31 protein-coding genes and 1 pseudogene are annotated in these 19,688 nt (G+C 32.5%); 10 read left to right on the top strand and 22 right to left on the bottom strand.

Annotated features, from left to right (window positions below; translation table 11 throughout):
• The first annotated feature begins 1 nt into the window (after position 1).
• Entirely contained in the window at positions 2-250 is a 249-nt protein-coding gene (locus C231_RS0106830) for a hypothetical protein (RefSeq protein ID WP_018659881.1), read from the top strand.
• Here C231_RS0106830 and C231_RS08620 read toward each other — a convergent pair.
• Positions 247-384: a hypothetical protein gene (locus tag C231_RS08620; RefSeq protein WP_018659880.1), complete on the bottom strand. Its 138-nt coding sequence runs from the start codon at positions 382-384 to the stop codon at positions 247-249. The genes C231_RS0106830 and C231_RS08620 overlap by 4 nt on opposite strands.
• Before the next feature lie 14 nt (positions 385-398).
• A complete protein-coding gene (locus C231_RS08615) occupies positions 399-563 on the bottom strand; it encodes a hypothetical protein (RefSeq protein ID WP_018659879.1) in 165 nt (54 codons plus the stop codon).
• A 102-nt stretch (positions 564-665) separates the two neighbouring features.
• On the opposite strand from C231_RS08615, the gene C231_RS0106815 reads away from it, so the two are divergent.
• On the top strand, positions 666-833 hold the full coding sequence (locus tag C231_RS0106815) for an Arc family DNA-binding protein (RefSeq protein WP_018659878.1): 168 nt from the start codon (positions 666-668) through the stop codon (positions 831-833).
• A 126-nt stretch (positions 834-959) separates the two neighbouring features.
• Here the strand turns inward: C231_RS0106815 and C231_RS08610 are convergent, their stop codons facing one another.
• Together C231_RS08610 and C231_RS08795 are read right to left on the bottom strand one after the other, a co-directional pair.
• A complete protein-coding gene (locus C231_RS08610) occupies positions 960-1,103 on the bottom strand; it encodes a hypothetical protein (RefSeq protein WP_018659877.1) in 144 nt (47 codons plus the stop codon).
• A 152-nt stretch (positions 1,104-1,255) separates the two neighbouring features.
• Positions 1,256-1,384: a hypothetical protein gene (locus C231_RS08795; protein ID WP_018659875.1), complete on the bottom strand. Its 129-nt coding sequence runs from the start codon at positions 1,382-1,384 to the stop codon at positions 1,256-1,258.
• Between the two features lie 140 nt (positions 1,385-1,524).
• Between C231_RS08795 and C231_RS0106795 the strand changes: the two genes are divergently transcribed.
• Positions 1,525-1,893 carry a helix-turn-helix domain-containing protein gene (locus C231_RS0106795; RefSeq protein ID WP_018659874.1) on the top strand — a complete coding sequence of 123 codons (369 nt, stop codon included), beginning with the start codon at positions 1,525-1,527 and terminating at the stop codon, positions 1,891-1,893.
• 183 nt (positions 1,894-2,076) lie between these two features.
• Here the strand turns inward: C231_RS0106795 and C231_RS08605 are convergent, their stop codons facing one another.
• On the bottom strand, positions 2,077-2,220 hold the full coding sequence (locus C231_RS08605; protein WP_018659873.1) for a hypothetical protein: 144 nt from the start codon (positions 2,218-2,220) through the stop codon (positions 2,077-2,079).
• A 130-nt stretch (positions 2,221-2,350) separates the two neighbouring features.
• Between C231_RS08605 and C231_RS08600 the strand changes: the two genes are divergently transcribed.
• Positions 2,351-2,527, top strand: coding sequence for a type II toxin-antitoxin system antitoxin (locus C231_RS08600; protein WP_018659872.1), 177 nt, complete (start codon positions 2,351-2,353; stop codon positions 2,525-2,527).
• Between the two features lie 176 nt (positions 2,528-2,703).
• On the opposite strand, the gene C231_RS0106780 is transcribed toward C231_RS08600, so the two are convergent.
• Together C231_RS0106780 and C231_RS08665 are read right to left on the bottom strand one after the other, a co-directional pair.
• Positions 2,704-2,895 (bottom strand): helix-turn-helix domain-containing protein, encoded by a 192-nt coding sequence (locus tag C231_RS0106780; RefSeq protein WP_018659871.1) that lies wholly within the window; start codon positions 2,893-2,895, stop codon positions 2,704-2,706.
• 82 nt (positions 2,896-2,977) lie between these two features.
• Positions 2,978-3,127 carry a hypothetical protein gene (locus C231_RS08665; protein WP_018659870.1) on the bottom strand — a complete coding sequence of 50 codons (150 nt, stop codon included), beginning with the start codon at positions 3,125-3,127 and terminating at the stop codon, positions 2,978-2,980.
• A gap of 379 nt (positions 3,128-3,506) precedes the next feature.
• On the opposite strand from C231_RS08665, the gene C231_RS0106765 reads away from it, so the two are divergent.
• The 5 genes from C231_RS0106765 to C231_RS0106745 all read left to right on the top strand — a co-directional run bounded on the left by C231_RS0106765 (position 3,507) and on the right by C231_RS0106745 (position 7,372).
• Positions 3,507-4,220, top strand: a complete 714-nt coding sequence (locus C231_RS0106765) for a helix-turn-helix domain-containing protein (RefSeq protein WP_018659868.1) — start codon at positions 3,507-3,509, stop codon at positions 4,218-4,220.
• A 20-nt stretch (positions 4,221-4,240) separates the two neighbouring features.
• A complete protein-coding gene (locus tag C231_RS0106760; RefSeq protein ID WP_018659867.1) occupies positions 4,241-4,450 on the top strand; it encodes a DUF4177 domain-containing protein in 210 nt (69 codons plus the stop codon).
• A 47-nt stretch (positions 4,451-4,497) separates the two neighbouring features.
• Positions 4,498-4,974, top strand: coding sequence for a DUF6978 family protein (locus tag C231_RS0106755; protein WP_018659866.1), 477 nt, complete (start codon positions 4,498-4,500; stop codon positions 4,972-4,974).
• A 59-nt stretch (positions 4,975-5,033) separates the two neighbouring features.
• A complete protein-coding gene (locus C231_RS0106750) occupies positions 5,034-5,816 on the top strand; it encodes a DUF1829 domain-containing protein (RefSeq protein WP_018659865.1) in 783 nt (260 codons plus the stop codon).
• A 428-nt stretch (positions 5,817-6,244) separates the two neighbouring features.
• Positions 6,245-7,372 carry a site-specific integrase gene (locus C231_RS0106745; protein WP_018659864.1) on the top strand — a complete coding sequence of 376 codons (1,128 nt, stop codon included), beginning with the start codon at positions 6,245-6,247 and terminating at the stop codon, positions 7,370-7,372.
• Between the two features lie 206 nt (positions 7,373-7,578).
• Here the strand turns inward: C231_RS0106745 and C231_RS0106740 are convergent, their stop codons facing one another.
• From C231_RS0106740 to C231_RS0106680, 13 genes are all read right to left on the bottom strand, one after another.
• Positions 7,579-9,426 (bottom strand): BglG family transcription antiterminator, encoded by a 1,848-nt coding sequence (locus C231_RS0106740; RefSeq protein ID WP_018659863.1) that lies wholly within the window; start codon positions 9,424-9,426, stop codon positions 7,579-7,581.
• An 18-nt stretch (positions 9,427-9,444) separates the two neighbouring features.
• Positions 9,445-10,251, bottom strand: a complete 807-nt coding sequence (locus C231_RS0106735; RefSeq protein ID WP_040408088.1) for a PTS system mannose/fructose/sorbose family transporter subunit IID — start codon at positions 10,249-10,251, stop codon at positions 9,445-9,447.
• A 7-nt stretch (positions 10,252-10,258) separates the two neighbouring features.
• Positions 10,259-11,044 carry a PTS mannose/fructose/sorbose/N-acetylgalactosamine transporter subunit IIC gene (locus C231_RS0106730; protein ID WP_018659861.1) on the bottom strand — a complete coding sequence of 262 codons (786 nt, stop codon included), beginning with the start codon at positions 11,042-11,044 and terminating at the stop codon, positions 10,259-10,261.
• Between the two features lie 13 nt (positions 11,045-11,057).
• Complete coding sequence (locus tag C231_RS0106725; protein WP_018659860.1) at positions 11,058-11,528, bottom strand: PTS sugar transporter subunit IIB; 471 nt, start codon at positions 11,526-11,528, stop codon at positions 11,058-11,060.
• Positions 11,529-11,542: 14 nt separating this feature from the next.
• Positions 11,543-11,959: a PTS sugar transporter subunit IIA gene (locus C231_RS07995; protein WP_018659859.1), complete on the bottom strand. Its 417-nt coding sequence runs from the start codon at positions 11,957-11,959 to the stop codon at positions 11,543-11,545.
• A gap of 11 nt (positions 11,960-11,970) precedes the next feature.
• A complete protein-coding gene (locus C231_RS0106715; protein ID WP_018659858.1) occupies positions 11,971-13,014 on the bottom strand; it encodes an SIS domain-containing protein in 1,044 nt (347 codons plus the stop codon).
• 267 nt (positions 13,015-13,281) lie between these two features.
• Positions 13,282-13,983, bottom strand: coding sequence for a hypothetical protein (locus C231_RS0106710; RefSeq protein ID WP_018659857.1), 702 nt, complete (start codon positions 13,981-13,983; stop codon positions 13,282-13,284).
• 2 nt (positions 13,984-13,985) lie between these two features.
• Positions 13,986-14,837 (bottom strand): ATP-binding cassette domain-containing protein, encoded by an 852-nt coding sequence (locus C231_RS0106705; RefSeq protein ID WP_018659856.1) that lies wholly within the window; start codon positions 14,835-14,837, stop codon positions 13,986-13,988.
• Entirely contained in the window at positions 14,830-15,186 is a 357-nt protein-coding gene (locus tag C231_RS0106700) for a GntR family transcriptional regulator (RefSeq protein WP_018659855.1), read from the bottom strand. Before C231_RS0106700 ends, C231_RS0106705 begins: the two co-directional genes overlap by 8 nt.
• A 302-nt stretch (positions 15,187-15,488) precedes the next feature.
• Complete coding sequence (locus C231_RS0106695; RefSeq protein WP_001291561.1) at positions 15,489-16,706, bottom strand: tyrosine-type recombinase/integrase; 1,218 nt, start codon at positions 16,704-16,706, stop codon at positions 15,489-15,491.
• Between the two features lie 81 nt (positions 16,707-16,787).
• The gene (locus C231_RS0106690) at positions 16,788-16,991 is read right to left on the bottom strand and encodes an excisionase (protein ID WP_000814511.1); all 204 of its coding nucleotides are present in this window, start codon (positions 16,989-16,991) and stop codon (positions 16,788-16,790) included.
• A 460-nt stretch (positions 16,992-17,451) separates the two neighbouring features.
• Positions 17,452-17,682, bottom strand: a complete 231-nt coding sequence (locus C231_RS0106685) for a helix-turn-helix domain-containing protein (protein WP_000857133.1) — start codon at positions 17,680-17,682, stop codon at positions 17,452-17,454.
• Positions 17,679-18,101 carry a sigma-70 family RNA polymerase sigma factor gene (locus C231_RS0106680; protein ID WP_000804885.1) on the bottom strand — a complete coding sequence of 141 codons (423 nt, stop codon included), beginning with the start codon at positions 18,099-18,101 and terminating at the stop codon, positions 17,679-17,681. Before C231_RS0106680 ends, C231_RS0106685 begins: the two co-directional genes overlap by 4 nt.
• Before the next feature lie 504 nt (positions 18,102-18,605).
• Here C231_RS0106680 and C231_RS0106675 point away from each other — a divergent pair.
• Positions 18,606-18,959, top strand: coding sequence for a helix-turn-helix domain-containing protein (locus C231_RS0106675; RefSeq protein ID WP_018659854.1), 354 nt, complete (start codon positions 18,606-18,608; stop codon positions 18,957-18,959).
• Positions 18,960-19,018: 59 nt separating this feature from the next.
• Here the strand turns inward: C231_RS0106675 and C231_RS08470 are convergent, their stop codons facing one another.
• Together C231_RS08470 and C231_RS07985 are read right to left on the bottom strand one after the other, a co-directional pair.
• Positions 19,019-19,186, bottom strand: a complete 168-nt coding sequence (locus C231_RS08470; RefSeq protein WP_000336323.1) for a cysteine-rich KTR domain-containing protein — start codon at positions 19,184-19,186, stop codon at positions 19,019-19,021.
• A 118-nt stretch (positions 19,187-19,304) separates the two neighbouring features.
• Positions 19,305-19,688 (bottom strand): annotated as a pseudogene (locus tag C231_RS07985) (hypothetical protein); the annotation flags it as partial.

The raw sequence follows: 19,688 nt of genomic DNA, 5'->3' as shown, positions 1-19,688 counted from the left end.
GATGAATACTTTCGATACTTTAAAATACGACGCTCAAGGCGCTGCAATTCAATCCAAAGAAGAACGCTTTGACGCGTCAAACAATAAAGTTGTTCGTGTAACTCTAGATAATGGCGTTATTTTCGTATACACAGAAACAAATAAAGGGTTTGAAAACATAGATACTAACTATGCTCTAGAAAAGCAAGCAAACGGTTACTATGTTTCTCTACTCGATGAAACTAAAAAAGATTTTAATGACTATTTTTAATTAAGATTTTTTATCAAAATCTTTTTAGCCGAAAGAGTACCTTTATCAATTTTTTTATTACTCACTCGTTTTACATAATCTAGCCATCTTTTTGCCACTAGAAGTAAAGCGAGTGTTTTTATTAACTTTTTCATTCTCTCCGTCCTTTCTATTCGTTTTTCCCATGCGACTTATTCCACTCATCGACTAATCGTTTACACGCTTCAATAACAACTCTATTTTTACTTAATTGTTTCTCTTCCGATATCTGTTCTATTTTTTTATTCAACTCATTAGAAATTCTTAGAGTAAATCTAATCTGTCTAGACACCACTTATGCACCACCTTTCTAACTCATTATAATGTGGTGTATTTGTGGTGTCAAGTTTCTTTTTAAAATATTCGGTGTTATAATGGTGTCACTAGGAGGTGCCCAATGACAACAGAAATTAAACGCTTTACTTTTAGATTGCCGGTTGACGTTTATGAACAAATTGAAAAAATCGCTAAAGAAAATTATCGTTCTGTAACTGCGGAAATAATTGTAGCTATCCAAGAATACGTTAAAGAACATTCAGACGTTTCAGAACCGCCAAAATCATAAGAGAATTGATTGTTAAACCCGTGCAATCACCAATATCTTTTAACGCTTCGTGTAACTCACTAGGTATGCGAAGTGTTATTTTTTCCCATTCTCGCTTTCCTCTTTCTTCCATCCTCCCCACCCTTTCTATATGCCGGCTCGCTCCTTGGATAATTCAATTCCATGAATAACCCAACTCACTTTTTCTAAGTCTTTTTCTCCTAATTTTTCCAATTGTTCCGCTAACTCTTTTGCTTGTTTTTCTTCTTTTTTGGTGTATTGTTCTTTCATAGCAATTCCTCCTTTTGTTCTTTTAATTTTTGAATGTCTTTAGACAACTTCAAGTCATAAATGAAAAGAATTAAAATGGCTAATGCCATTATGAATAAAATGTATTTCATTCTTTTTTAAAACATGTTAGAATATATCCACCAAAGAGAGATTTACTCTCTCTTTAGTGCTTTAATTTCTAGCTTTAGCTTTTCGATTTCTAACTTTTTAATTCTGATTTGGTAGTACAGATGAACAATTGTTGAAATTGAAATCGCTAAAGCTATTATTTTTTCTAGCATGTTTGTCCTCCTTTCTTGTAATTTCTATTTACATTATATTAAACACAAATTACTATGTCAAGTTTTTTGTAATTTTAATTTACTTTTTGTTGATTGTTCTCCTCTTTTTTCTTATAATGAGTTTAAAAGGAGGTAACATCATGAATGAAAGAGTAAAATTACTACGTGAAACATTAGGATTGTCTGGCGAAAAATTTGGCGAATCTTTAGGAGTTGGCAGAATGGCTATCTCTCAAATTGAAACAGGTAAAAACAACCTAACCGACCAAATGCTAAAACTCATTTGCTATACTTACAACGTCAACGAAGACTGGCTACGCACTGGACAAGGCGAGATGTTTAATCAGACTAAAGATGAATTTTTAGCCGATATTCAAAAACAATACAGCCTTTCAGATTTTTCCATTTCTTTGATTAAGCGATACATGGAGCTTCCAGCAGAAAATCGTTCAACGATTGATGAATTCATAACCTCGATTAGCCAGCAACCCAATAATGATGAAATATAAACGCTTCATATCCTCTGGTGTCAGTAATTCAAACATTTCTATAACATCTTCATAATCAGGCTCTCGTTTAAACTTGAGAGCTTTTTCTTTTATATTTTTTCTCTCTTCCATCTCCCCACCCTTTCTAAAATAATCGTGAGTAATCGTGTGAAAATTTTATTTCAAACATCACTATGAAATCAGCTATTTTTCAGTTGTTTTTGTAGCTTGTCTTAGCTTTTCCAATATCAACGCGTTTTTACTAATCGCTTTATATGCGCTTTCTTTTTTTAGTTTATCGTCTAACCATTTTGGTAATCTTAAAGTAGTTGTAACTAACTTTTTCATTGACTTCCTCCTTAATACTGTTTTAGTGTCACTATAATACTACTATATTGATACTAAGTCAATACTATTTTAAATCTATTTTTAATGATTTTAAAATGATATTATATTCATATCAAAGGAGATGATTATAGTGTCAGCTAAAAAAGTAGCTTTACAACTTAGGCTAGATGAAGAAGTACACGCTAAACTAAAAGAAATATCAGAACAAGAATTACGTTCACTAAATGCCCAAATTGAATATTTTATTTTGATGGGCATTTCCAAATATGAAAAAGAACATCCTCAAGGTTCAATTCATAAAATTTAATTCCTAAATCAATCAACACATTAATTAAAGCGTTTTGAGAAATACCTATCTCATTCGCTTTTTCTTTTATGTAATTATTTCGTTCTTCCGTTAATCTTAAAGATGTGTTTATTATATTTTTTCTCTCTTCCATCTCCCCACCCTTTCTTAAAAAATCTACTATATTAGACAAGATATTAAAAAAATAAATCTTTTACATTCACATCTAGAGCTCGAGCTAGTTTCACTAATGTTGATGTGTTCGAAACTTTTGTATCATTGTTCTCTAGTGAACTAATTGTTGCCCTGCTAACGCCGGATTTATCAGATAACTCATCTTGTGTCATTTTTTTGTTTTCTCTTAACTCTTTAATTTTAAATTTTGTCATAAAAATCACCTCTTTTAAATTCTAACATATTAGACAGATTGCTATATATAAAAGCTATCCTTTCAGATAGCATTTATATCTTTTAAAACATCTTAGAAATTAAGTAGATGACGATTCCAATAAGCAATGCGCTAGGAATAATTCCTGCTTCAAATTCAGCCTCTACATTACGTTTGCCATTTTTTTCGGTGTCTTTCATCCACCAGGTACCCAACCATTTTTCTTTATCCATTATTTTCATCCTTTCTTACGCATTGTAACATACGTCCTTGAAAGGAGTACTCTGAAATGCTAAACTCTTATTAGAGAGTAACCTCCCTTCCAAAGGGGCTTTCGCCCCTTTTAGGGTCTATAGTTACTATCTACTGATTTTTATTTCAAATTCTATCGCTAGCGTTAGTAGCTTGAATTTGATTTTCAAGGAGAAGTCTTTTATAGGCTTCTTCTTTTTTTGTTTAGCCATTTCATTTCCTCCCTTCCTTAACTTCATACATAGTCTAACATACTAGACAAAAGCTGTCAACTATATTAGACAAAAAAGTTGCATTTGCTTATTTTATTTTCTATACTTACATTAGATGTATAATGTGTTAGACAAAGGAAGTGATTTTATGCACCTAGGTGAAATAATTAAGCAATATAGAACAAAACATAATATTAATATGAGAGATTTTGCAGAATTGAGCGACTTAAGTCGTGCTTATATTTCAGTTCTAGAAAGAAATAAAAACCCTAATTCTGGCGACCCAGTTATTCCTTCAATTACGACTATTCATAAATTGGCAAATGCAATGAATATGGATTTTGATGATTTGATAATATCCCTTGATGGTGACCAATTAGTATCACTGGATAATTCTGAAAGTAAAAATAATTCTAAGTCTTCCACTCTTCAAAAAATCAACGATGTCTCAGAACTACTCTCTGAATATCGTCAAGAAAAAGTTTACCACTTCGCAGAACATCAATTGGAGCAGCAGCGACTGGAAGAACATTATGCGGACTACGTGGTGGGGCAGACGGCTGCAGGCGAACCCCTTGTCGGACAACAACCCGTTCCTTTTGTCGGCTTAGAAACCATCCGCCTCATGGTCAACGGCGACTCCATGGAACCCGATTTTTTTGATGGCGATATTATCGAATACAAACCCCAGCCCGTGCTTGAAAATGGCGAATTGGGCGTTTTTGCAGTGAACGGTGGGATTACAATGAAGAGATTCAAAACAAATGGTGAAGTTCGTTTACAGTCGCTGAATGAGAAATATGAAGATCTGGTCATTCAAGAGAAAGACGACTTTAAGATTTTAGGGAAAGTAATTATTTAATTTTTGAAAGGAGCATAACTATGCAAAAATACGTCGTATTACAAGTTGTTTTAAAAGAGAAATTTTTTGGTGTGAATTCAAAAAACTTAACAGAGCTTGAAGATGTTATTAATCAGCAAGCTGAAAAAGGATATCGACTACACACTATTTCTACTACCAATGGAGGTTCAAAAGGTTTCGGCGGTGGAGACAGAATTCAAGCCACTATGGTATTTGAACGAATTGATTAGTTTATGATTTTATAAAAGTTAAATTCATAATATAGAAGGTGAAAAAATTGAAGTCCTTAGCAATAAATGATCAACAAGCTGAAGAACTTATAAAGTTAGTAAAAAGTCTCGAGAAAAAAATCGATAAAACTTTTACATCTCATAAGGAAACTGGAGAAATTAAAATACTGGGCAATAATGGCTATCCTTTTATTTTGAATTACTTTTTCTCAGATTACAGAAAAACAATTAATTTCAGGGAAGCTAAAAATAATATCAATTTAATTAGAGTTAATATCGACAACAACTTCCATAAAAATTCTAACCAAGAAAAGGTTGCAGGCCTACGTATAAACATCTTTTCTGAAGAAGAGTATTTTAACAAAGCTGATGGAGCAACCTATATGAAAGCTCATTCTTTGCCATACGCAAATATTTATAGTATTAATAACTTTATTTTATTATTAAAAGAAGTACTTAAGTTTTTAAACACTGAATACAATGGCTTGTTAAATATTAACATCCAAACAGATTTGTTGGTCTAAATTAAATCATAAAACTATTTTATTTAATGTATACTATAAATATGAAGGGGGTGTTATTCATGGATGCATTAGCGATTAAGGAAAGTTATATGAAATTTATTGAAAAAAACACACAAATTCCTAAAACAAAAGGGCAAAAAACTGAGGTGGTGACCCCTTTTATAAATTCTACAGGAGAAAGCATTTCCTTTGAAGTTAGAGCAGACGGGAAAAAATATATTATTACAGATAATGGATACACATATTGGGACATGAATCTTCAAGATATTAATTTAAATAAAAAAAATAAAAGACGGGAATTGCTTGATTCAAAAATAAATTACTATGGCTTTAGTATTAATAAAGAGAATGAGATTTACAAGATAACGATCACCAATGAATTAGGACAAGCTATTCATGACATGACACAACTTTTACTTTCAATTTATGATTTAACTTATTTATCCCAAAAGAATGTTTATCAACAATTTTTTGACGACGTTAAAGATTACTTTAATACTAACAACCAAAAATATATTTTTTTACCAGAGTTTAATTTAGCCGGTAAATCACATTTAAATCACAAGTTTAATTATGCGTTCCACTCAAATGGTAAAACAAAATTAGTGAAAGTTTTTAGAACTATTAATAAATCTCAAGTTGAAAGCATACTAGCAAGCTGGCTGGATACAGTTGAAGTAAGAAAATCTAATTATAATGACAATGAGGAGTTAAGAATTATTATAAGCGAAGATGGCTTTAATAATCTTTCAGACGATTATAAATTAGCTTTAGAAAATTATAATATTAAAGTAGTGAACTTCAATGATAAGAAAACAATTGAAAATGAATTTGCGGCCTAAATCAAAAACTATTAGTAGCTATTCAGAAAATGTTTTCTCTTCACCGTTGTAATCTCTAAATGTGTTGACTACCTTATTAAAATGTAGTATATTTTTTTATGAGGAAACAAGGTTCGCCCTTGGCTCGTGTAACCCACGGGTTGTGCCGACACATGTTAGGTGTCGGCTTTTTTTATTACAAATTATCCAATAAATTATCATAGTGAAGTCGAAAACGGTTTCACTTCACTATATGAAACAATAGTGAAGTATTCTGGCTTTTACTTCACTATGAAATGGCGAAGTGAAACATTTGCCGTTTCACTTCACTATAAAAAAACAAAAACACACGCCCTGCTCCCCAGCAAATCGCGTGTGTTTATACCAAAATCACCCTTTTAAAAGGGCTCTTTATAATATTCATTATATCATAGAAAGGAGTTTATTTCATGGCACAACCCGAAAAATATCAACTGAAAAGCGGCGAAACTCGGTGGAAAGTTCAAGGGGTATATCTTGGGGTGGATCCAAAGACTGGAAAACAAAAGCGGACCAATCGATCGGGATTTAAAACCAAACGTGAAGCAACGTTGTGGCTGAAAAACACCGAAGCAAAAGTTGTGGCGGGTAAATATTTTGATAGTACACAGGATACTGACAACTACACTTTTGAAGAAGTATATCACTTGTGGAATGACGAGTATAAAAATACGGTTGCGGCCTCGACTTATCTTTCTACGACAAAAATGTTTGAAAATCGTATTTTGCCAGCGCTCGGTCATTTTAAAATACGAAAAATAACCGCTACAGATCTTCAAAAAATTATTAATCAATGGAAAAACTTTCAAAAATGCAGACGATGGGCCTCTGCCATCAAAAGAATTTTTAGATATGCACTCAAGCATTCAATCGTTCACAATAACCCCTCTGAATTAATCACCATCCCCAAACCGCCTATCAAAGAAAGTAAAAAACTTTTCTATGAAAAAGAAGAATTGCGCAAGTTTTTAGAAGTATTAGAAAATAAAAGCCTTCAGCAGCAAGCTTTTTTTAGACTTTTAATTTTCGGAGGATTACGCAAAGGAGAAGCCATCGCGTTAACGTGGAAAAATGTAAATTTTGAAACATGCAAAGTGTCAATTAGCCAAGGCATTTCAAGAAAAATGGGCAAAAACGGTATTTCAGAAGTTTATATCAAAGAACCTAAAAATCTCTCTAGCTTTCGAACAGTTTCTTTAGACCATAAAACGATTCAAATACTTGAACAATTAAAAAAATATCAATTAAACGATTATGTGTTCACTTGCTCTGATGAAAAATTACTTTCTGATAGCATGCCCAGAAAATGGTTGCTACAGATTGCAGCACAAGCACACATTCCACCTATAAAAATTCATGGCTTGCGCCACACACACGCAAGCATCGCGTTTGAAGCAGGAGCTACCATCAAAAACGTGCAGCAACGCTTGGGGCATTCTAACGCCACGACCACGATGAACATTTATACTCATGTTACAAAAGCCAGTGCAGAAAACTTCGGAAAAAGTTTTGCGGAATATGTGGAACGTAACAAATAACGTAACAAATTTATAGAAAAATCTATAAAAACGTTGATATAACAACATTTATAAAAAGTTTTATAGAGCCCGATTATCTCCATAATAAAACACAAAAAGCCGCTATTTAAGCGGCTTTTTATTATGCAATTTTTTAATTAACCATTGAATAAAAAATTATTTACTCTTCAAATGCTATATTTCAAAAATAATTTTTTGTGTTTTTCCTAAATTCCTGGCAGATCCCATAAATTGTAAAAAGGAAAGTTATCTTTCAAATATTCTAATGCATTCGGATGATTCGCAATTTTGGAAAATAAATGACAGAGATAAAATAAATCTTCATCACCATCTTTTTTAGTTTTAATTAAAAAGAGTACACTAATCATTGTTCTATCCCATAGTATAGGTTTTTTTAATTTTACAATTAAGCACAAATTCTTTTTAATATATTTCTTCAAATCTTGAATATGTACCAATCCATTTCCTATTTCACTATAAACAAAATTATTTTTTGCATGATCTTTTAAGTAGTCATTTTCATATAAGTATGAATAAATTTGTTCCTGAGTTTCTACTTTTTTTGAGCTTGAAAGTTCTAAAAATGAATGTGCCGTAATATATTTATTCAATTTTTGGATCTTTGACTTATCTCGCAAATGCTGTAACGCTAGGTTAAATTCATTATAATTATTAAAATCATCAAATTTTAAAAGATATTTTGTTTTTACATTTGAAAGAATCACATTTTTTGTATAAATCAAAATATCTTCTTCTGAACATGCATCAAGATCTTCTAATCGTTTAATAAATTTTAAATTGAAATTATGCTTATTCAACAATTCTTGTTTAATAAACCCTTCCTGTATCATATCATTGCCCGTATATAAAATAATATCTTCTTCTGCCTGAGAAATCATATTCAACCCTGTTTGAAATAGTGGAATAAAATATTCAAAAGCTTCTTCACTAATTTTCATTCCTGTCACATTATAAATTTGATTAAGGGCAGTAATTGTAATTTTTGAGGCGAATATATATCTTCTAAAATAATCATGAATAAGTGATTTTGACTGAAAAATATCAAACTTAGTCATTTTTAAACTAAATTCAATTAGTTTACAGAGCGATTCTATAATATAACGATTGTCTTCAAAACTGATTTTAAAATTTTGTTGTATTTCATCTAGTACTTCATGTGTAAGTTTAAGTATTTCTACATTGATAGTTGAAATCTCTTCCAAACCTTCTAGGTAACACATTAAATATTGAATTGTCAAAGCATCTATGGGATGATGCTCATTTAAAAGCTTTTGAGTGAAAGCTACCATATCTCGAACTTCTGATTCATAATTCTGCGGTTTATTTTGACAAATATATTGCTTTAATTTATTTGCATGCTCATTTCTTTTGATAGCTAAAATAAGATAATAAGTAAATCGCTTTATGCTTTTATCTGTAAGTAAAATGTTATGTTGTGAGAGATATTTCTTGACCAATAAGCTAATTTGTCCTACTTCATTCCCCCAATAGTTTATATGTTGCTCTTCATGCGATAAATTTTTCCAATAACTTTCTTGCGAAAAATAAATAATTGCTTTTCGCCGTTGAAATTCCGGTCCTTTAAGTTTTAAGCCATGATGAGACAATTCTTCTAATGTTAATTCAAAGTCAGACAGAAGCTCCCTAACAGTTTTTATTGCTTTATTCAATGTCGATTTACTAATGTAAAGTTCATCACAAAGAGAATCAATAGTAGCAAAACCATCCATAAATATAAATTTATGGATGATATATGCTACTCTATCATAATTGTTCAAAATAAGATCTTTATTTTTGATCATTTGATTTTTATCAATATTTATATTTAAGAGCTTTTTTAGTATGTACCCCATTCCTTGTTTTGCAATAATATCATTTCCCATTTTTCTAAGGAAAATTTTTAATTTTGAGATGTCATTTACAATTGTTCGCTCAGTCACACTTAAATTCGCACTGAGTTTATTAGAAGTTATAAAATTATCAGGATTCAAATAACATAAAATCAATGTTTCTCTGTTAGAAAGGCCATACATAAAATCTCCCCTTAAATTTTATAAAATACCTAAATAAGCACCTGCTATACCAAAAACAATTGTCACTAATAAAAGAAATGTAGAGTTTCGTTTTCTACGTGCCAACAGCCAATACATAAATAAAGTATAAAGGAGAGGTAATAAATTTGGCATAATTTGGTTAATAAAATCTTGAATCAAATAAGGCGTTTCGCCTAGCGTGAATTGTGTCGTGATTTCCATATTAACCATGCTTGCTGACATTGCCCCTATAACCATTAACCCTACAATCGTTGCTGCTTTTGACACTTTATTCATGAGTGAGGAGCCTGTTGCTTTATCTAATACAGATGTTCCAAGGGTATATCCCCAAACTCCACCATAATATCTTACTAAAAGATGAGGAATATTGAAGGCTAGCAAGAATAAGAGAGGTCCTAATATACTGCCTTGTTCACATAAAGGAATGGCAATTGCCGTTGCAATTATTCGAAGTGTTCCCCAAAAGAATGAGTCGCCTATCCCAGCCAGTGGCCCCATTAATGATACTTTTACACTATTAATAGAACTCAAATCAAAATCAGGACTGGTTGCAGCTTCTTTTTCCATTGCTGATGCGACTCCAGTAATTAATGTTACAACATGTGGTGTAGTGTTAAAAATCTGCATATGTCTGATAAGAGCTTTCCCTTGCTCTTCTTTATTTTTATAAAATCTCTTTATTGCAGGCCACATTCCAATGGCAAAACCTAAAGCCTGTTGTCTTTCATAATTATAGGAGTTCTCAAGTAAAAATGATGACCAAAATATTTCTCTAAAAAGCTTTTTTTCTTCTTTTGTATACATTGATTTCTCAGTCATTGAAAAGCGCCTCCAATTCATCTTCATTTTCTCCATTATTGTCATGTTGGTTAGAAGCTTTTTCTCCTTCAAAAACAATGACAAATGCTAGCACAATTCCGAAAATAGTAATTGCCATAATTGGTAACTCTAAATAAGAAAGCATTACAAATCCTAGGATGAAATATAAAAAATTATGCTTGTTCATCATCGGTTGCAATATGAGCGCAAACCCAACAGCTGGTAATAATTTACCAGCCACTTCTAATCCATGCATTAACGTTTCTGGAATATTTTCAACAAATGATTGAACAACGGGTGCTCCAAAATATAAAGCTAAAAAGACAACAATAAAATACATTGAACATTGGAGAAGAAGTCCCCCCATATTTAGCCAGAACATTCCTCGAATATTCGCTTTTTTAGCAAGTGAAACTGCATAATCCATAAACCAGCTTCTAATAATAAATACTAAAACCTTCAACGACTGAGCTAAAATCGCAATAGGCAATCCTAACGTTAATGCAATTTCTGCTCCTTGACCACTCGTAATTGCAAAAGCGGTTCCTAATGCTGTCCCAACAAGCAATTCAGGAGGCACTGCCGCACCTACTTGAATAGCACCCATAAAAACAAGTTCTAAGCTGGCACCAATAATAATGCCTTGATGAAGATCTCCAAGTGCCAGTCCTGCTAGACTTGAAATAACAATGGGTCTATTGACCATTGATGTTCCTAACATTTTTTCAACGAACCATATGAATGCAACAGCAAGTCCTACTAATAATCCCTCTTTCATAAAAAAAACCTCCTTACTTCACATCCGAATATTTTATTTTCTGATCAGTAGGTACTAATCGAAACTCAATTTCATAACCTTCATCATCTAATTGATCTAATAATGCTTTATCATTTTCATCAATATAAGCAAAGGAAACAATCGGCTTTTTATTTTCATCTTTTTGAATTCCACCAATATTTAACACTACCGAATCCTCAATATTTCTAATCACTTTAGAAGCCGCTTTAATGGTATCTGTAATAACAAATACTTTTTTGCTTTTCAATAGCGGATTATTTAAAAGCTCAATCGCCTCCTCAGTATTTTTTATTGCCATTAAAATACCATCGGGTTTTGCTAATTTCAAAGCAGCTTTTCTAAGTGGATCATTAGATGCCACCTCACTGACTAAGACAATAGCATCGAAATGTAAACTTCCACGCCAACTTGAAACAATTTGCCCATGTAATAATCGGTCATCAACTCTTATATATTGAATCATATTGCGCCTCCTTCTTATTCTATAAATCCAAACTCGTCTTCTTCTATCGTCGATTCCAACAGACTATTAACATAAACGATCTGTTCCCGCGACTCACTTATTATTTTTTTAATGACATTTAGATCTGTAGCATTGGTTCCAATCAGCTCAAGTAGCATGGGAAGATTCATTCCTGAAATAATATAATTGTTGTCCACACCAAAATGTGAGACGACTTTCTGATTGACACTTCCACCATAAACATCAGTAATCACAATCAATTCTTCTTGTAAGCCTACCGTTTTCATTGCTTCATTTAATTTTTCTTCAAATGTTTTGCCATCTACATACATGTCTATGGCAATGATCTTTTCATTTTTTCCTAAGATTACTTCTAAAGCCGATTTCATTCCGCTTGCAAGATGACCATGACTAATTAATAAATATTTCATAATTTTTCTCCCTAAACTTGTTTTTTAAAATAATAATCAATAGAACTATTTAATCTTTCATTCAAATCACGATTGTTTAATATCGCTAATTGATAACTTAATACTTGTAAGAAAGTAACTATCACTAATTCTTTAAAGTATTTCGATGTATGTTTTATATAGTGAAGATTTTCTGCTTCTTCTGATTGTTCAATAGTTGTTAATATAAATGATGTGGTTTGAATTTCATATCTTAAAAATCTGTCCAAGGCGATGGCTTTTTTTAAGTTGTCTTTTTCCATGATTAATGAAATAAAGGACATGCTTGGATTAAATGCATTTTGAGGGCCATGAAATAACTCCTCAAATTCATAGCTTACTGCCATAAGGGGAACCATTTCCATAAATTTTAAACTTGCTTCTTGTGCAACAGGCCATAAATGTTTGTCTGCATAAAATATAATTTTATCCTTTTTCAACTCAACTTGATGATTTTTGCACCAAATCAATGCATCATCAATGGCATGCTTAATATCGCATGACACATGCTTTAAATCATCGATATATTCAAATAATTCTTGCTTTTCTCCAATAAGTGAAACAAAAAAGAGCATCAATGTTATAACAGTCATGGTATATCCAGATGTTCTAAATTTAAAGGGTTCATGAATGGAACCTATCTCTAAATTATAATCACTCGCTTGTGCAATAGGAGAAGTTGCTTCTTCTGTCAAAGACATCGTTTTCGCTCCAATATTTTTAATGCGCTGTATACAATCTAATACTGTCTTTGTCGTGCCTCCTTGAGAGATAAATAGGTACAATATTTCTTTATCAATAAAATCCTCATTAATTTCACTTATAAAATAGTTAGGATAAAAAATGTCAATATTCAATTCTTTATTTTTTAATAACTTACTTTTAACAAAACTAGCAGCATTCCATGAGGTTCCAGATGCTATAATCACTATTTTTTTATATTTCAAATTAAAATATTTTTCAAATGCTTTATGATCCAATTGATCAATTAGTGATGGAATAGATCGAATCGTATCTAATAGTGTTACTTTACTCAAATTACACCAACTCCTTTTCTTAATTTTAGCAAATGCAGTAAGCGTTTCCATACGCTTTTTTTCATTAATGATGATGAAAAAAATACATCCTTACACCACTAACTTGTGAATGATTATCTCCATAACAAAACACAAAAAGCCGCTTAGATAGCGGCTTTTTGTGTTCTTTCTTCTATTTATTATACTAATTTTTTTCAATCATTTTCTCTTTTAAAAATTATTGATAGCATATTTTTTATAATATATAACATTTTGAAATATTTAATTCTAATTTGTAAGTTCAACTTTGTGAACGAGTGTATTATAAATTCCCACCAAAATGACTGCCCCAAATGCATAGAAAAGTTCTTTATAATCCAATATAAATTCAATTAAAGTTGCAACATATGTTGGAGTTTGATAATGAGCAGCAAATAAAGCAGCGGCAACTCCCGAAATCATTGGCGCTACAAGAAAACCAACTAGGATGACAACAGCAGCTTTCCAACCAAAGCGATAATATAAATAGCTAGAAATTGCGTAGCACATTCCTATCATAAATGTCAATAGCAAACTATTTATAGTCAGATTTGATAATGCTTCATTAAAATATTGACCATATGTGCCAGATAATAAGACGGTCTCAAATGAATCGAAAAATTTATAAACAATTGTCAAGAAGGCAAAAATGATTAAATTCAATTTAACATAACTATTTCTTGAAATACCAAAGCGCAAACTTGAATCAAAGTTTAATAATCCATCTGATGCTGTAACAAATATAAAAAGCACTTTCGATATCAATGCCAAAACACTGAATACTTTTGGTAATAATGCTGGACGTAGCATTACACTATCTACATTTATATTTGAATATCGACTTCCTAAAATCGCAAAAATCATAACCATAAAAATCACTAAACTGATAAGCAAAGAACATTTCAAGGCATATGCCATTTGTTTCTTTCTTAATGCCAAAATACGTGTCATCTTTATCCCTCCATCAAGTCATTAAATAATGTCTGTAAATCTAAATGTTCAATTGTACCACCGGCTTTATTGATTGTTTGGCGCTCATCATCCGATAATTCATCATAAATATCATATATGTTATAATTTCCAAGGCTTTCTTGGTGAATGATATTTTTATTTTCTGGATAGTAATTATTAATGCGATACGCTTTTTCCTGAATGACTTCAATCATTTCGTCAAGTAAAACAGTACTATCTTTCAGCATGATGACATCTGTTAGATAATTTTCCACTTCTTGAATCAGATGTGTTGACAGCACTATCATGCGCGGATATTTTTCATAATCAGCCATCATAAAATCAAAAAATTTCTTACGATTAACAGAATCTAATCCGTTCGTTGGTTCATCAAATATACTAATGGACGCACGTGTCGCAAGTCCCATTACATTTTGAACGAGTGTTTTATTTCCAGTTGACAATTTTTTGAATGCTTCATTTTCATTAATCTTATAATCATTTAACATTTTGCGTGCAAATGTTGCATCAAAAGTTGGATACATCAATTGATAATATTGAATCAATTTATTGATTTTTCCTTGGAAAATAAAATTCATTGAATTAATTTCTCCACCGACGTAGACCATTTGCGCAAGTGCTTCATCATTATTTTTTACATTTTGACCATTTAATTCGATAATTCCTTCATAATCAGTGATCATATTAAAGATCATAGTCATCATGGTCGTCTTGCCAACTCCGTTACGTCCAAGTAAACCATAAATTCCATAAGGATTTGAAAATTCTAAGTTGACTCGATCTAACACTACTTTTTTTCCATATTTTTTTGTAACATCTTTTAATTTAATCATGAAATTCACCTCTTATAAGTTCAATTAATTCTTCTTTGCTTAATTTCAACAACGCAGCATCCCGTATTAAAGCGGGTAGCGTATATTTTTTGAATGTGCGTCGTCGCTGTTCAATAATAATCGATTCAGCTTCTTCAGTTACAAACATTCCTAATCCTCTTTTCTTATACAAAATACCACTATCTACCAATTCATTTAACCCTTTACCCGCAGTTGCTGGATTGATTTTCATTATTTTAGAGAATTCATTGGTGGAAGGGACTTTGTCATGCGCTTGAAGCTGATGATTCAAAATCTCATCCTCTATATACTGCGAAATTTGCAAATAGATGGGTAATGATTGATTCATTTTAAGCCTCCTCTTCAATAACCTTATTGGTTCATTAGTTGAGTAACTAACTAACTATCTTTATTATAATCATCTAAAAATAAAATGCAAGCTTTTTTTAAAAATATAATAATAAATATTTTTAAAATAAACAAAGTATAAATTTCTAATTATCTTTTTATATTTTCTTAAATGCTCGTAAAGCCTTATTCTATGTGCTTTCGAGTATTTTTACTGTAGGAAGATACTTCACGTTTCTTTGCATATTTCCTCATGTCTTAGCTGTCAGAAGTGGTAAATAAGTAGTAAATTCATTTGTACTACTAAGCAACAAGACGCTCCTGTTGCTTCTCTTTATTCAAGCGTTTCATTTCTGCCATTGCAGAATCGAATGTTGCATGTGCGTAATAGTTCAGCGTCATGGCTATATTAGCATGTCCCATAATGTACTGTAATGCCTTTGGATTCATTCCTGCATTTGCATAGTTGGTACAGAATGTATGTCGCAAACTATGTGGAGTGATGTGTGGCAATTTATCCTCGTTATACTTATTGTATTTCTTAACAAGACCTTTCATCATGCCGTTGTAATCACTTGCCACTTTTGGATAGTTCTTTCTATTAAGAAAGAGGAAATCACTATATCCATCAATCTCAACACGCTTATCATTCTTTCGATTCGCTAACACTCGCTTAAATGCTTGATAGGCTTCTTCAACCATAGGAACTTGACGTTCGCCACTTTTGGTCTTTGGTGTTTCAATGTAGTACCCAATTTCAGTATCTCTCAATAGCTGATGGTCTATATTGACAAGACGATTCTCAAAATCTAAATCTGGAAGTGTCAAACCACCAAACTCTGAAATACGAAGACCTGTTTTTAAGAGTATCAGAATTTCATCATAATTTTTGCTGTAGGTTTTATCAGCTTTTGCAAAGGCTAACAGTTTTTCTTCCTGTTCTTCTGTTAGTACGGTCTTAGGGACAGTATCATCATCAAGAACTGCTTTCAGTTGAAAGTCAAATGGATTCTTCCGAACACAATCATCTTGTATAGCAATATAGAATGAAGCCTTTAAAGAACGTTTGTAGTTATTGATGGTTTGATAAGCATAACCATTTTCACTCATTCTAATAGCCCATTCTTTAGCGTCTGATGGCTTAATACTGTCAATACTTCTTACACCTAACTTGTCTTTCTTCAAAATATCCATAAGATATTTGCGTCCAGTTTCAGTGTTTTTTCTAACCTTTGGTCTTTGAGCGTTCTGTTTTGCGTAAAGCTGGCAGAGTGTCATTTTCTTTCCTACAACATCAATACCATCATGAATGTCTTTCTGTAACTCTGCGATTTTCTCTCTAAGTGAGATACAATCACGCTTTCCTGCTGGTACTCGGTCTGTAGCCACAAGTTTCCACGAGTAAACAAATTGCGGTTCTCCAAATGAATCTATATATTTGTATAAGTATCTTCCGTCTTTTCGTTGGCTCTCTCCAGTCTTTAAGATTCGACCTTTATTGTCACGTCTTTTTTCTGACATGGCATTTGCTCCTTTCCTTTATGGAAAGAGCCTTGATACGACTTAATACTATTTTATCATATACAAGACCCTTTGGCGACGCTAGATTGCGTCCAATGTATCTATAATTTTTTCAAATTGTTTTCGTTTAATCTGAATACGATTGCCATTCATAATCAGCCAATTTGCATTTTTATTTTCCTCTGCCAAGCGTCGTAGCTTGTTTTCGCCAATACGAAAATATTTTGACGCTTCTTCAATGGTTAGGGTATAACGTTCCCAAATAGGAATGTCAGTCTGCTTCATAAAATCCTCCTTTCCAAATCACTTATTTGGATTTCATAAAAGTTGTTTTACCAGCAATCGAACAGCTTTAGCAAAGCTCACGGGAGTTCCACCCCTGCATGGTTCTCATGTAGCCATACTCATTGCCTGCGACGGTTTTATCACGCTCGGACTATTGACTGTATGGGAGTATCATTATCACGATAAGAATGTCGTTGCAGGCAATCCTGCTAAAGATTGCTTCTCGGATCACTAACATGAATCGCTCGCTATCTTTATAAGATAGGTCATGGCGGTTAGTTCCGTTGGCTCTTTTCTTATCGAAACGTATTCGATTACTTTTATTCAGTTTTCAAAGAACAATGGCTCGTTAGCCTATCAAAACACATTGAAAGCTCAATATGCTTTGGTGGAATAACAAACCTCCCTGTTCGGGAAGCGTGGAATGGTTTAGCACGCTTCCACGAAAGGAGAGAGGATATTACTTAATTTCAAATGACAAAATCTTTGTAATCAGTCTGGTTTCCATTCTTCCACGTAAGACTTCATCAACGACCATACTTTGATTGCCATATTCATCTTTCATAAGTCGTAGGGAACGCTTCGTTATGTACCCTCTGTAATGATGTAGAATCTGGTTAATCGCTTCGGTATCGCCATCTGTTGCCTTTACAATGAGAGGAAAGGGAATCATAGGATATTGTGTTTTCATTCTTCAAATTCCTCCATAAACTTTTTAATTAAGGCTAGTCCACTGGTTCTATGCCGATAGACAGTAGAACGGTTCAATTTCAACAGGTCTGCAATTTCTGAATCGCTCATGTCCATAAAGTAAAACAGCAGTAGAATTTCACGTTTCTTGTCTGGCAACTCACGTAATGCTTCACTCAACAAATCATTTTCAACGCCTACTGATAACCCATTGAGTGTAAAAATCTGAAAGTCAGTTGAATAGTTATCTGTTGTCGCAAACTGGCTAACAAGATAATCGCCAACATCCGAAAAGGACACCTCACGCTTTGCAATCCTTGAAAGATAAAGCATATAATTCTTTCGCTCGTCTTCCATAGCACGTTTACAGATATAGTCAAACTGATTTTCTATTGTGGTCTGAAAAGAAGATGGTTTCATGTTTCTCACCCCCTTTCTGTCTAGGAAAGGAAGTGAGCCTTGCTCGTTTATCTCCTTTCACTCTTAGTCCCAATGTGAAAGGGGGATTTGTTGCATTACTGATAAATAAACTTTGTAAAAAAGTTCTGAATAGCCAAAAAAGCATATAAACAGATTTATTTCTCTGTTTACATGCTTCTGTTATTCTATCTATATGATTTATAAAACCACATTGGTGGACGTACTTATCTATTGCAGATAGACGACTTTTTTTGACAAGAACCCAATGTAAGGAAATTTATTGTATATGATGTACTTCATGGCGACGTTGACCTCCAACAAACCGCCATTTGGAAGTAATATACAATATTTTAACAGCGTAAATAGCACTACCATATAACGGTTTTTTTTATTGGCGTTTAGTAGTGCTTTTTATTAAATATAAACCTATAAACCATATAACACGTTTTTCTATACCTGTTTTTAATTCAGTAGGAACAATAAAATGTATAGAGGTGGTCTACTATGCGTAAAAAAGAAGATAAATATGATTTTAGAGCCTTTGGTTTAGCCATTAAAGAAGCTCGATTGAAACGAGGTTTAACTCGTGAACAAGTGGGAGCATTGATTGAAATTGACCCACGGTACTTAACTAATATTGAAAATAAAGGGCAACACCCCAGCATACAAGTTCTTTATGACCTTGTATCGTTACTTCATGTTTCCATTGATGAATTTTTCTTACCTGCTAATAACTTGGTAAAAAGCACCCGACGATTACAGATAGAGAAATACATGGATAGCTTTACAGACAAAGAACTATCCTTAATGGAATCTTTAGCCAGCGGTATCAACGAAGCAAGAAACATCGAAGACTAATTAAAAGAATCCATACATAACGGAAAGAGCCGATAAAATGAGATTGTATTAATCTCATTTTATCGGCTCTGCGTCTTTGCGTCTGGCTCTGTAATCACAGTTACTTTGAACTGCTTTATTTCAATTAAATTTTCTTGTCTGCATTTCGGACAATAGAGGGGGAATTTTTTTAATTCAGTATCTTCCCTTATCTTTAATCGTGTTTTATTTCCACATACAGGACACAATATCCACTTGTAGTTTATAATAACTATCTCCTCCTTTACACTTTAATTCAAATCTTTATTAAAAAATATTTCATCTTATTTAACAAGAAACCATATTTATATAACAACATAAAATACACTAAGTTATTTTATTGAACATATATCGTACTTTATCTATCCGACTATTTGGACGACGGGGCTGGCAAACAGGTTCACCGGTAGTAACATGGTACCCTTTTAACTCTGTTAAACAAACACTACGTCCATTTGTAAAGAAAGTTAAATCACTACGATATTCTTGAATACACCGAGCAGGGATTTCTCCACTAAGAATGACCTCATTATTTTTCAATTGAGTGTCTACGATGTTCGCACAATATTTAGGAGCATCGTTGTATGCTCGTGAAAGATATTCCTGTGGCGCATAAATTTTAAAACTAAGATATGGCTCTAACAATTCTGTTCCAGCTTTTTTTAAGACTTGTTCCAATACAATAGGAGCAAGCATCCGAAAATCTGCTGG

It is taken from the genome of Allofustis seminis DSM 15817, from assembly GCF_000374325.1.
In the GTDB taxonomy this organism is placed as follows: domain Bacteria; phylum Bacillota; class Bacilli; order Lactobacillales; family Carnobacteriaceae_A; genus Allofustis; species Allofustis seminis.
The sequence above is the reverse complement of the archived record's forward strand: the minus strand, read 5'-3'. Positions and strand labels throughout refer to the sequence as shown.

Coding starts and splice junctions, on each gene's coding strand:
- C231_RS0106730 (WP_018659861.1), bottom strand. CDS start 11,044: ATGAAAGAGGGATTATTAGTAGGACTTGCTGTTGCATTCATATGGTTC.
- C231_RS0106745 (WP_018659864.1), top strand. CDS start 6,245: ATGGCACAACCCGAAAAATATCAACTGAAAAGCGGCGAAACTCGGTGG.
- C231_RS0106750 (WP_018659865.1), top strand. CDS start 5,034: ATGGATGCATTAGCGATTAAGGAAAGTTATATGAAATTTATTGAAAAA.
- C231_RS0106740 (WP_018659863.1), bottom strand. CDS start 9,426: ATGTATGGCCTTTCTAACAGAGAAACATTGATTTTATGTTATTTGAAT.
- C231_RS0106735 (WP_040408088.1), bottom strand. CDS start 10,251: ATGTATACAAAAGAAGAAAAAAAGCTTTTTAGAGAAATATTTTGGTCA.
- C231_RS0106760 (WP_018659867.1), top strand. CDS start 4,241: ATGCAAAAATACGTCGTATTACAAGTTGTTTTAAAAGAGAAATTTTTT.
- C231_RS0106780 (WP_018659871.1), bottom strand. CDS start 2,895: ATGACAAAATTTAAAATTAAAGAGTTAAGAGAAAACAAAAAAATGACA.
- C231_RS08610 (WP_018659877.1), bottom strand. CDS start 1,103: ATGAAAGAACAATACACCAAAAAAGAAGAAAAACAAGCAAAAGAGTTA.
- C231_RS0106765 (WP_018659868.1), top strand. CDS start 3,507: ATGCACCTAGGTGAAATAATTAAGCAATATAGAACAAAACATAATATT.
- C231_RS0106695 (WP_001291561.1), bottom strand. CDS start 16,706: ATGTCAGAAAAAAGACGTGACAATAAAGGTCGAATCTTAAAGACTGGA.
- C231_RS0106705 (WP_018659856.1), bottom strand. CDS start 14,837: ATGATTAAATTAAAAGATGTTACAAAAAAATATGGAAAAAAAGTAGTG.
- C231_RS08620 (WP_018659880.1), bottom strand. CDS start 384: ATGAAAAAGTTAATAAAAACACTCGCTTTACTTCTAGTGGCAAAAAGA.
- C231_RS0106725 (WP_018659860.1), bottom strand. CDS start 11,528: ATGATTCAATATATAAGAGTTGATGACCGATTATTACATGGGCAAATT.
- C231_RS0106680 (WP_000804885.1), bottom strand. CDS start 18,101: ATGAAACCATCTTCTTTTCAGACCACAATAGAAAATCAGTTTGACTAT.
- C231_RS08665 (WP_018659870.1), bottom strand. CDS start 3,127: ATGGATAAAGAAAAATGGTTGGGTACCTGGTGGATGAAAGACACCGAA.
- C231_RS0106795 (WP_018659874.1), top strand. CDS start 1,525: ATGAATGAAAGAGTAAAATTACTACGTGAAACATTAGGATTGTCTGGC.
- C231_RS0106675 (WP_018659854.1), top strand. CDS start 18,606: ATGCGTAAAAAAGAAGATAAATATGATTTTAGAGCCTTTGGTTTAGCC.
- C231_RS0106685 (WP_000857133.1), bottom strand. CDS start 17,682: ATGAAAACACAATATCCTATGATTCCCTTTCCTCTCATTGTAAAGGCA.
- C231_RS0106710 (WP_018659857.1), bottom strand. CDS start 13,983: ATGACACGTATTTTGGCATTAAGAAAGAAACAAATGGCATATGCCTTG.
- C231_RS08795 (WP_018659875.1), bottom strand. CDS start 1,384: ATGCTAGAAAAAATAATAGCTTTAGCGATTTCAATTTCAACAATTGTT.
- C231_RS0106690 (WP_000814511.1), bottom strand. CDS start 16,991: ATGAAGCAGACTGACATTCCTATTTGGGAACGTTATACCCTAACCATT.
- C231_RS07995 (WP_018659859.1), bottom strand. CDS start 11,959: ATGAAATATTTATTAATTAGTCATGGTCATCTTGCAAGCGGAATGAAA.
- C231_RS0106700 (WP_018659855.1), bottom strand. CDS start 15,186: ATGAATCAATCATTACCCATCTATTTGCAAATTTCGCAGTATATAGAG.
- C231_RS0106830 (WP_018659881.1), top strand. CDS start 2: ATGAATACTTTCGATACTTTAAAATACGACGCTCAAGGCGCTGCAATT.
- C231_RS08605 (WP_018659873.1), bottom strand. CDS start 2,220: ATGAAAAAGTTAGTTACAACTACTTTAAGATTACCAAAATGGTTAGAC.
- C231_RS0106815 (WP_018659878.1), top strand. CDS start 666: ATGACAACAGAAATTAAACGCTTTACTTTTAGATTGCCGGTTGACGTT.